We start from the raw sequence: 8,819 nt of genomic DNA, 5'->3' as shown, positions 1-8,819 counted from the left end.
GGATAACGCGCTGCCGGGCCTCGGCGGCGTAGCCAAAGGCACCATCAAGGCGCGCGGTACGCTGCAGGCGCCCCAGCTGCTGGCCGATCTAACCGCCAGCGGCCTGCGCTGGCAGCAGTTGCAGATCCGCCGTGTCACGCTGCAGAGCGATGTGAAATCCAGCGATCAGGTCGCCGGTAAACTGCAGCTGCGCGTGGAGCAGCTACAGCAGGACGCGCTTAAGATCGGCCTGCTAACGCTCAACGCCGACGGTAACGAGAAGCAGCATCAGCTGAAACTCAACGTGCAGGGCGAGCCGGTCTCCGGCCAGCTGGCGCTCAACGGCAGCTTTGACCGCCAGACGCAGCGCTGGCAGGGCAATCTCAACAATACGCGTTTTGACACGCCGGTGGGCGAATGGCGCCTGACGCGCGCGATGACGATTGACTACCTGAACAGCAAACAGAGCGCCACCATCGGGCCGCACTGCTGGCAAAACCCCAACGCGCAGCTGTGCGTGCCGGAGCCGATCGAGGCCGGAGCCAGCGGCCATGCGCACGTGGTGCTGAACCGCTTCGATCTGGCGATGGTTAAGCCGTTCCTCACCGATGCCACCCAGCTGAACGGCGTATTCAGCGGTGATGCACGCGTGAACTGGACCGCCGACGGCGCGCTGCCGACCGGCACGGTGTCGCTTAAAGGAAACGGCGTAAAAGTGGTGCAGGATGTGCAGGGGAATAACCTGCCGATCGCCTTCGACACGCTCAACCTGAATGCGGCGCTGCGTAATGGACGCGCGCAGCTCGACTGGCTGATTCACATCGTGAATAACGGTCAGCTGAGCGGCAACGTGCAGATCGCCGATCCGGAGAATCGCCGCCAGCTGTCAGGCAACATCGGCATCAGCAACATTTCGCTGGCGATGCTCAACCCGGCGCTGATGCAGGGCGAGAAGATCAAAGGCAACCTCAACAGCAATCTGCGTCTCGGCGGCACGTTGCAGCAGCCGCAGATCTTTGGTCAGCTGGGACTGAGCGATGTTGATGTGGACGGCAGCTTTATGCCAGTCGATCTCACCTCGGCCAATCTCAACCTGGTGTTTAACGGCATGAGTTCCACGCTCAACGGCCTGATCCAGACGCAGCAGGGTAACCTCAATCTGGGTGGCAACGCGGACTGGAGCCAGCTGGATAACTGGCGCGCGCGCGTTACTGCGCAGGGCAGCCGTATTCGCGTTACCGTTCCGCCGATGGTGCGGATGGACGTTTCGCCGGACCTGGCGTTTGAAGCCACACCGGCGGCGTTCAATCTTGACGGCAAGGTTGATATTCCGTGGGCGCGCATCACGGTGCAGGAAGTGCCGGAGAGCGCTACCGGCGTGTCGTCGGATGAGGTGATGCTGGATGAGAACCTCAAGCCGATTCAGCCGAAAACTGCCGCAATCCCAATCAACAGCAATCTGGTGATCCACGTCGGCAACGATGTGCGTCTCTCGGCCTTTGGCCTGAAAGCGCGCCTCAACGGCGATCTCAAACTGGTGCAGGATAAAACCGGCCTGGGCTTAAACGGACAAATCAATATTCCTTCCGGCCGTTTCCACGCGTATGGTCAGGATCTGATTGTGCGTAAAGGCGAGCTGCAGTTCGCCGGTCCGCCGGATCAGCCGTACGTCAACCTGGAGGCGATTCGTAACCCGGAAGCCACCGAGGATGATGTGACAGCCGGTCTGCGCGTCACCGGACTGGCCGACGAGCCGAAGGTGGAGGTCTTCTCCGACCCGGCAATGTCGCAGCAGGAGGCGCTGTCTTACCTGTTACGCGGTCAGGGACTCAGCAGCGATGGCGACAGCAACGCCTTAACCTCGGCGCTGGTTGGACTGGGGGTTGCACAAAGTGGTCAGGTTATGGGTAAAATCGGCGAGACCTTCGGCGTCAGTAACCTTGCGCTTGATACCACCGGTGTCGGCGACAGCCAGCAGGTGCAGGTGAGTGGTTATGTGCTGCCGGGTCTGCAGGTAAAATACGGTGTTGGCATATTTGATTCACTGGCGACGCTCACTTTGCGTTATCGCCTGATGCCCAAACTCTATTTGGAAGCCGTGTCGGGTCTCGATCAGGCACTGGATTTGCTCTATCAGTTTGAGTTTTAGCAATGCGAATAATTGTCTACGGCAGTTTACGGCGCAAACAGGGAAATAGTCATTGGATGACCAATGCGCAATGGCTCGGCGACCATCAGATTGAAGGGTTTGCGCTCTACAATCTCGGTCACTATCCGGGCGTGGTTGAGGGGGACGGCACGGTGTACTGCGAAGTGTATCGCATCGACGCCAGCACCCTCGGCGAGCTGGATGCCTTGCGCAGCAAGAACGGCGAGTATAAGCGCCAGCTGATCCAGACGCCCTACGGCAGCGCCTGGCTGTACGTGTATCAGCGTTCGATTGCCGGTCGCACCCGCATCGCGAGTGGCGACTGGTTACGGCGCGATGACGCCGCAGAAGCGTAAATAAAAACACCGCCCAGTGGGCGGTGTTTTTTTATCTGCCGATCGCCATACATAGCGATGCGACAGCGCTGACAGAAAACTTACTTCTTCTGTGCGCGCTCGAAAGAGGAGATGATTTCAGCTTTAGCCGCTTCCGCGTTGTCCCAGCCGTCAACCTTCACCCATTTGCCTTTTTCCAGATCTTTGTAGTGCTCGAAGAAGTGGGTGATCTGCGCTTTCAGCAGTTCTGGCAGGTCGTTCACATCTTTAATGTGATCGTACTCTTTGCTCAGCTTGGTGTGCGGAACCGCTACCAGTTTGGCATCTTCACCTGATTCGTCGGTCATCTTCAGCACGCCCACTGGACGGCAGCGGATCACTGAACCTGGCTGCAGCGGATACGGGGTTGGCACCAGTACGTCAACCGGGTCACCATCCAGAGACAGCGTGTGGTTGATGTAACCGTAGTTGCACGGATAGAACATGGCGGTAGACATGAAACGGTCTACAAACAGGGCGCCAGACTCTTTGTCCACTTCATATTTGATCGGATCGGCGTTGGCCGGGATCTCGATGACGACATAGATATCTTCTGGCAGATCTTTACCTGCAGGCACCTGGTTCAAACTCATCTGGCTTTCCTTCATTAGTCGTAAGTTGAGTGACGGCTATTATAGCCAACTGACTCTGAAAGTATGCCCCCTTTTTGGCGTTTCGGAATGGTCCAGCAGGCTACTTCGTGGTGACAAACAGCGACACAATCCCTGCGGCGATTAGCGGCCCGACCGGCACGCCGCGAAAGAACGCCACACCAATCACCGTGCCAATCAGCAACCCGCCAATCACCGACGGCTGCACGCTCATTAAACTGACGCCGCGACCGCCGAGCCAGGCAACAAATACGCCAACGATAATCGCCACAATGGATTGCCAGTTAGCAAAGGATTTCAGCAGCGACGAGGCCGGCAGCGTGCCGCTTGCCAGCGGTGCCATGACGGCCACGGTGAGAATAATGATACCAATCTGGATGCCTTGCTTTTCGACGTAGGGAAAGAACTGTGCCAGCGGCGTGAGCTTAATCACCAGCAGGATGAGAATCGAAATGGTAACGGCGCTGTTGTGGACGAAGTAGCTCAGGATGGCGAGGCAGATAAGAATGAGGGTCGAGGCGTAGGCAGCCATGGTTTCTCCGTGAATAATGGGCGCGCTGACCGTGGCCAGCGCTAAGCGTGTTTAACGCCCCCATTTATCAACAATCATCGGGATTGGCGCAACTGCCTTTGTTGATTGATTGCAGCATCAGCGCCTGGTTGCGCACCAGACTGACGCCCTGCGCGCCCACTGACAGCGCCGCCATGGAGCCCTGACTGCTGAGGAAATAGCTGCGGCTGGCCTCGGTCCAGCTATCGCGATACGCCAGCCAGGCGCGCTGCGCATTGCGCAGTTTGTCTTTGGGCTCACCGGTTAATTTCTTCATCAGCTGGCTATATTGCGCATTCATCTCTTTGTCCCACGCCTTATTGGCCGAGCTGTAGCACTGCGACATGCCGGCGGTGCTGGACTCTTTATTCAGGCATTGATTGAGCTGCTGATCGATAGGGTTTTGCTGTGCCATTGCCACGCTGGACGCGAACAGACAGGCAAGCGGAAGCCATTTTTTCATCGTTACATTCCTTGCTTTTAGCGCTACGAACTTCAGGAAATCTGAAGCGTAGATGATCGTAATCAGGTTGACCATCAATGAAGGATAAAGTTTCCCCCGGTCACTGCCGATAATCTCTCCGTTTTAGGGCTACTGGATTCTCCCTTTTTTAAAGCGCACGGGAATTATCATGATCACACAGCTATCTATACGCACGGCTTTACTCTCTCTTCTGGCCTTTATGACGCTGCTGCTGCTGGCAGTGAGCGGTATGGGCATCTACGCCATCAATTCCGGCAACCAGTCACTTGACGCCATCAACCGTATTCAGGGCATTGAACTTAACAGCCTGTATCAGAGCAACGCCGATCTGATGCGTGCCCGCGCCAGCGCCGCGCTGGCGGTGCGCAAAATTGAAATCGGCCTGCTGGACGAGGGCGCGACCGTTACCAAACAGGCGCAGGCGGATGTCGCCAGCTCGCAACGCCATCTGACCGCGTTTATTGATGCCGGTACCGTTACCGCGCAGGGCAAAAGTCTCGCCGATGCGGTCGCGGCCGCGTTCAGCGCGTATCAGAAAGGCGCCATGGCACCCATGATGGATGCGCTGCAAAAGCAGTATACCGATGAGTATTACCAGGTGCTGGAAGGCAACCTGTCGCAGCTGTCGGCTAACTATTCGAAGGCAGTGAACGACTTCAGCCTGTATGCCGACGAAGTCTCTGCCGCACGTCTGGCGGCAGCGGCGCACAATGAACTGCAGATGAAGATCATGATTGGCGTCGCCGTCGCGCTGACCCTGTTACTGATTGCACTGGCCTGGCTGCTGCTGCGCCGCGCGCTACTGCGTCCGCTGGACGGGGCGATCCAGCATCTGGAGCAGATTGCAGACGGCGATCTGTCGCAGCCGCTGCCGGCAGCGGCCAATAACGAAATCGGCCGCCTGAACCAGGCGCTGACGGGAATGCAGCTGGCGCTGCGCAACTCGGTCAGCCAGGTGCGTGAAGCCAGCCTGCAGATTGACGTCGGCAGCCGCGAGCTGTCCGCGGGCACGGTGCATCTGTCGCAGCGCACGGAAGAGTCGGCGGCCTCGCTGGAGCAAACTGCCGCCAGCATGGAGCAGCTCACGGCTACCGTCCGGCTTAACGCCAGTAACGCGCAGCAGGCCAATCAGCTGGCCAGTAGCGTGTCCGATACCGCCGACCGCGGCGCGGAAGTGGTGTGCTACGTGATGGAGAAAATGCGTGAGATCACCCACAGCTCCGATCGGATCGCCGATATTCTCAGCGTGATCGACGGCATTGCGTTTCAGACCAACATCCTGGCGCTCAACGCCTCGGTGGAAGCGGCGCGTGCCGGTGAGCAGGGGCGCGGTTTTGCCGTGGTTGCCAACGAAGTGCGCACCCTGGCCGGGCGCAGCGCCAGCGCCGCCAAAGAGATTCGTGAGTTGATTAGCGAATCACAGACGCGGGTCAAAGAGGGCAGCGACATGGCCACGCGCGCCGGCGAAACCATGGATGAGATCTCCAGCGAAGTGATGCGGGTGACCGCGCTGATGAAGGAGATCTCCATCGCCTCGGAAGAGCAGAGCCGCGGTATTGAACAGGTTAACCAGGCGGTGACGCAGATGGATGAAGCCGCACAGCAAAACGCCGCGCTGGTGGAGCAGGCCAGCGCCGCTACGCAGTCGCTGGAAGCGCAGTCGCAGCAGTTGCAGGCATCCATGGCGCAGTTCCGCGTGGCGACAGCATAATCAGGGTGGGGTCAGGGATGACCGGTAACGTTGCCTGCGTTCGCCCTGATGGATGGCGACGCGGGAGAAGATAACGCGGTAATTTACGCGGTGCGCATGAATGCGCACCCAACATAAACCGTGCCATCAACCTGTAGGGTCGCCATTAATGGCGACCGAAAATCATTTACTGACAGGCATCACACGCAGGCATTTTAAATGCCCGCTTACTTACGCCTGATGTTCGTCCGGGAACTCACGCATGAAGCGTTCCACGTCGTCGACCATCGCATCATTACCGCAGAAGAACGGGCAGCGCTGGTGCAGCGTTTCCGGCTGAATATCGAGGATACGGTTTTTACCGTCGCTGGCTTTACCGCCCGCCTGTTCGGCGAGGAAGGCCATCGGGTTGCACTCATACAGCAGGCGCAGCTTGCCTTTCGGGTGGCTGGCGGTGCTGGGATAGAGATAAATGCCGCCTTTCAGCAGGTTGCGGTGGAAATCTGCCACCAGCGAACCGATGTAGCGCGAGGTGTAAGGGCGCTTCGTTGAAACATCTTCTTCCTGGCAGAACTTCAGGTACTTTTTCACGCCCTGCGGGAAGCGGATGTAGTTCCCTTCGTTGATCGAGTAGGTGTAGCCTTTTTCCGGGAAGGTCATGCGTTCGTGGCTCAGGCAGAACACACCGAGCGACGGATCGTAAGTGAAGGCATGAACGCCCACGCCAGTGGTGTACACCATCATGGTTGAGGAACCGTACACCACGTAACCTGCGGCAACCTGCTTGTGGCCCGGTTGCATGAAATCGGCTTCAGTGATCGGCGTGCCTGGCTCGCTAATACGATGATAAATCGAGAAAATGGTGCCGACGGAAACGTTAACGTCGATGTTCGAAGAACCATCCAGCGGGTCCATCAATACTACATACTTACCGTTCTCCGAACCTTCAAAGATGACAAACTCATCTTCTTCTTCGGAAGCAATCCCCGCGACCACACCGCGCGCCTTCAGTGCCGCTTTCAGCTTTTCGTTAGCGAACAGATCCAGCTTCATCTGCTGCTCACCCTGCACGTTCTCTACGCCGCTGGCACCAAGAATATCCACCAGACCCGCTTTGTTGATGTCGCGGTGGATGATTTTTGCGCCCAGCTTGATGGAGGAAATCAGCGCCGTCAGTTCACCTGTGGCGTGAGGAAAGTCGTGTTGCTTCTCGACGATGAATTCGCCTAACGTTTTCATAACACATTCCCTGAATCTACGATGGAGTGGCAGCAGCTGTAACAAGCTACCAACGTATGCGTACGCAGTTTAGCCGATTGAACTTCAAAAACCATAGTCCTAATCCGTTTCTTCCCTCCGGACTCGGCGTTACACTGTGCGCCGAACTTTTGAGTAATGGATCTTTTTATGCGCATTCACATCCTTGGGATTTGTGGCACTTTTATGGGCGGACTGGCGATGCTGGCCCGCTCGCTCGGACACGAAGTGACCGGTTCAGATGCCAATGTCTATCCGCCGATGAGCTCGCTGCTGCAACAGCAAGGCATTGAATTAACAGAAGGTTACGACGCCTCGCAGCTGGACCCGGCACCGGACCTGGTAATCATCGGCAACGCCATGACGCGCGGCAACCCGTGCGTGGAAGCGGTGCTGGAACGCAACATTCCTTACCTCTCCGGACCGCAATGGCTGCACGATTTCGTGCTGCGCGATCGCTGGGTGCTGGCGGTGGCCGGTACCCATGGCAAAACCACCACCGCCGGCATGGCAGCGTGGATTCTCGAGGCCTGCGGCCTGGAACCGGGCTTTATTATTGGTGGGGTGCCGGGTAACTTCGACGTATCGGCAAAATTAGGAAAAAGTCCATTCTTCGTCATTGAGGCGGATGAGTACGATTGCGCGTTTTTCGACAAGCGTTCCAAGTTTGTACATTACTGCCCGCGTACCCTGATCCTCAACAATCTTGAGTTCGATCATGCCGACATCTTCGACGATCTGCGGGCGATCCAGAAGCAGTTCCACCATCTGGTGCGTATCGTGCCGGGTCAGGGCAAGATCCTGCTGCCGGAACACGATCACAACATTAAGCAGGTGATGGCGATGGGCTGCTGGAGCGAGCAGGAGAGCGTGGGCGATAACGGTCGCTGGCAGGCGAAGAAGCTGGTGCCGGATGCCTCGCGCTGGGAAGCGTGGCTCGACGGTGAGAGAGTGGCGGAAGTGAACTGGGCGCTGGTCGGCGAACATAACATGCACAACGGCCTGATGGCGATTGCCGCCGCACGTCACGTTGGCGTGAAGCCGTGCGATGCCGGAGAGGCGCTGAACAGCTTCATTAACGCGCGTCGTCGCCTCGAGCTACGCGGCGAAGTGAACGCGATTAAGGTGTATGACGATTTTGCCCATCACCCAACGGCGATTCTCGCTACGCTGGCGGCGCTGCGCAGTAAAGTCGGCGGCACCGCACGCATTCTGGCGGTGCTTGAGCCGCGCTCTAATACCATGAAGATGGGCGTGAGCAAGAACGAACTGGCCCCTTCGTTAGGGCGTGCCGATGAGGTATTCCTGTTCCAGCCGCACCACATTCCGTGGCAGGTCGCCGACGTTGCGGAAGCCTGCATTCAGCCGGCGCACTGGAGCGCGGACATTGATACGCTGGTGGAGATGGTGGCTAAAGCGGCGCAGCCGGGTGATTCGATTCTGGTGATGAGCAACGGCGGCTTTGGCGGGATTCATCAGAAACTGCTGGAGCGGTTAGGTAAGTAATGCGTGGCCGGTTCAGGCCGGCCCTGGTCCGAGAGGCGATCTGCCCTCATCCCAGCCTTCTCCCGCAAGCGGGAGAAGGGGCCGTCCGGTGCGGACGTCACATTCAGCGCTCGTCCTCCGCTACCTCAGCACAATGCTTTAGCTACCCCAACACTGCGCTTCAGCTACCTCAGCACTGCGCTTTATATCCCCTCTCCCGCCTGCGGGTGTACAGTCCGG

At 58.0% G+C, this 8,819-nt stretch carries 8 protein-coding genes; 4 read left to right on the top strand and 4 right to left on the bottom strand.

Features of this window, described 5'->3' with window-relative positions:
• Positions 1-2,128: translocation/assembly module TamB domain-containing protein (locus tag ERD80_RS19395; protein ID WP_136548152.1), on the top strand; the 2,128-nt coding region annotated here is incomplete at its 5' end.
• A gap of 2 nt (positions 2,129-2,130) precedes the next feature.
• Positions 2,131-2,484, top strand: coding sequence for a gamma-glutamylcyclotransferase (locus tag ERD80_RS19390; protein ID WP_031280151.1), 354 nt, complete (start codon positions 2,131-2,133; stop codon positions 2,482-2,484).
• A gap of 80 nt (positions 2,485-2,564) precedes the next feature.
• On the opposite strand, the gene ppa is transcribed toward ERD80_RS19390, so the two are convergent.
• The 3 genes from ppa to ERD80_RS19375 all read right to left on the bottom strand — a co-directional run bounded on the left by ppa (position 2,565) and on the right by ERD80_RS19375 (position 4,126).
• Complete coding sequence (gene ppa, locus ERD80_RS19385) at positions 2,565-3,095, bottom strand: inorganic diphosphatase (protein ID WP_021509737.1); 531 nt, start codon at positions 3,093-3,095, stop codon at positions 2,565-2,567.
• 100 nt (positions 3,096-3,195) lie between these two features.
• A complete protein-coding gene (locus ERD80_RS19380) occupies positions 3,196-3,645 on the bottom strand; it encodes a DUF441 domain-containing protein (protein WP_021509736.1) in 450 nt (149 codons plus the stop codon).
• A gap of 67 nt (positions 3,646-3,712) precedes the next feature.
• Positions 3,713-4,126 carry a lysozyme inhibitor LprI family protein gene (locus ERD80_RS19375; protein ID WP_127834636.1) on the bottom strand — a complete coding sequence of 138 codons (414 nt, stop codon included), beginning with the start codon at positions 4,124-4,126 and terminating at the stop codon, positions 3,713-3,715.
• A 172-nt stretch (positions 4,127-4,298) separates the two neighbouring features.
• Between ERD80_RS19375 and ERD80_RS19370 the strand changes: the two genes are divergently transcribed.
• On the top strand, positions 4,299-5,858 hold the full coding sequence (locus ERD80_RS19370) for a methyl-accepting chemotaxis protein (protein WP_136548154.1): 1,560 nt from the start codon (positions 4,299-4,301) through the stop codon (positions 5,856-5,858).
• Positions 5,859-6,068: 210 nt separating this feature from the next.
• On the opposite strand, the gene fbp is transcribed toward ERD80_RS19370, so the two are convergent.
• A complete protein-coding gene (gene fbp / locus ERD80_RS19365) occupies positions 6,069-7,076 on the bottom strand; it encodes a class 1 fructose-bisphosphatase (RefSeq protein WP_021509731.1) in 1,008 nt (335 codons plus the stop codon).
• Positions 7,077-7,244: 168 nt separating this feature from the next.
• Here fbp and mpl point away from each other — a divergent pair, with 168 nt between their 5' ends.
• Positions 7,245-8,600, top strand: a complete 1,356-nt coding sequence (mpl, locus tag ERD80_RS19360; protein ID WP_136548150.1) for a UDP-N-acetylmuramate:L-alanyl-gamma-D-glutamyl-meso-diaminopimelate ligase — start codon at positions 7,245-7,247, stop codon at positions 8,598-8,600.
• The last annotated feature ends 219 nt before the right edge of the window (positions 8,601-8,819 follow it).

Source organism: Pantoea sp. R102, assembly GCF_004916815.1.
GTDB classification, from domain to species: Bacteria; Pseudomonadota; Gammaproteobacteria; order Enterobacterales; family Enterobacteriaceae; genus Pantoea; species Pantoea dispersa.
This window is presented reverse-complemented; position numbering and strand designations above follow the sequence as displayed.

Coding starts and splice junctions, on each gene's coding strand:
- ERD80_RS19390 (WP_031280151.1), top strand. CDS start 2,131: ATGCGAATAATTGTCTACGGCAGTTTACGGCGCAAACAGGGAAATAGT.
- ppa (WP_021509737.1), bottom strand. CDS start 3,095: ATGAGTTTGAACCAGGTGCCTGCAGGTAAAGATCTGCCAGAAGATATC.
- ERD80_RS19380 (WP_021509736.1), bottom strand. CDS start 3,645: ATGGCTGCCTACGCCTCGACCCTCATTCTTATCTGCCTCGCCATCCTG.
- ERD80_RS19375 (WP_127834636.1), bottom strand. CDS start 4,126: ATGAAAAAATGGCTTCCGCTTGCCTGTCTGTTCGCGTCCAGCGTGGCA.
- fbp (WP_021509731.1), bottom strand. CDS start 7,076: ATGAAAACGTTAGGCGAATTCATCGTCGAGAAGCAACACGACTTTCCT.
- mpl (WP_136548150.1), top strand. CDS start 7,245: ATGCGCATTCACATCCTTGGGATTTGTGGCACTTTTATGGGCGGACTG.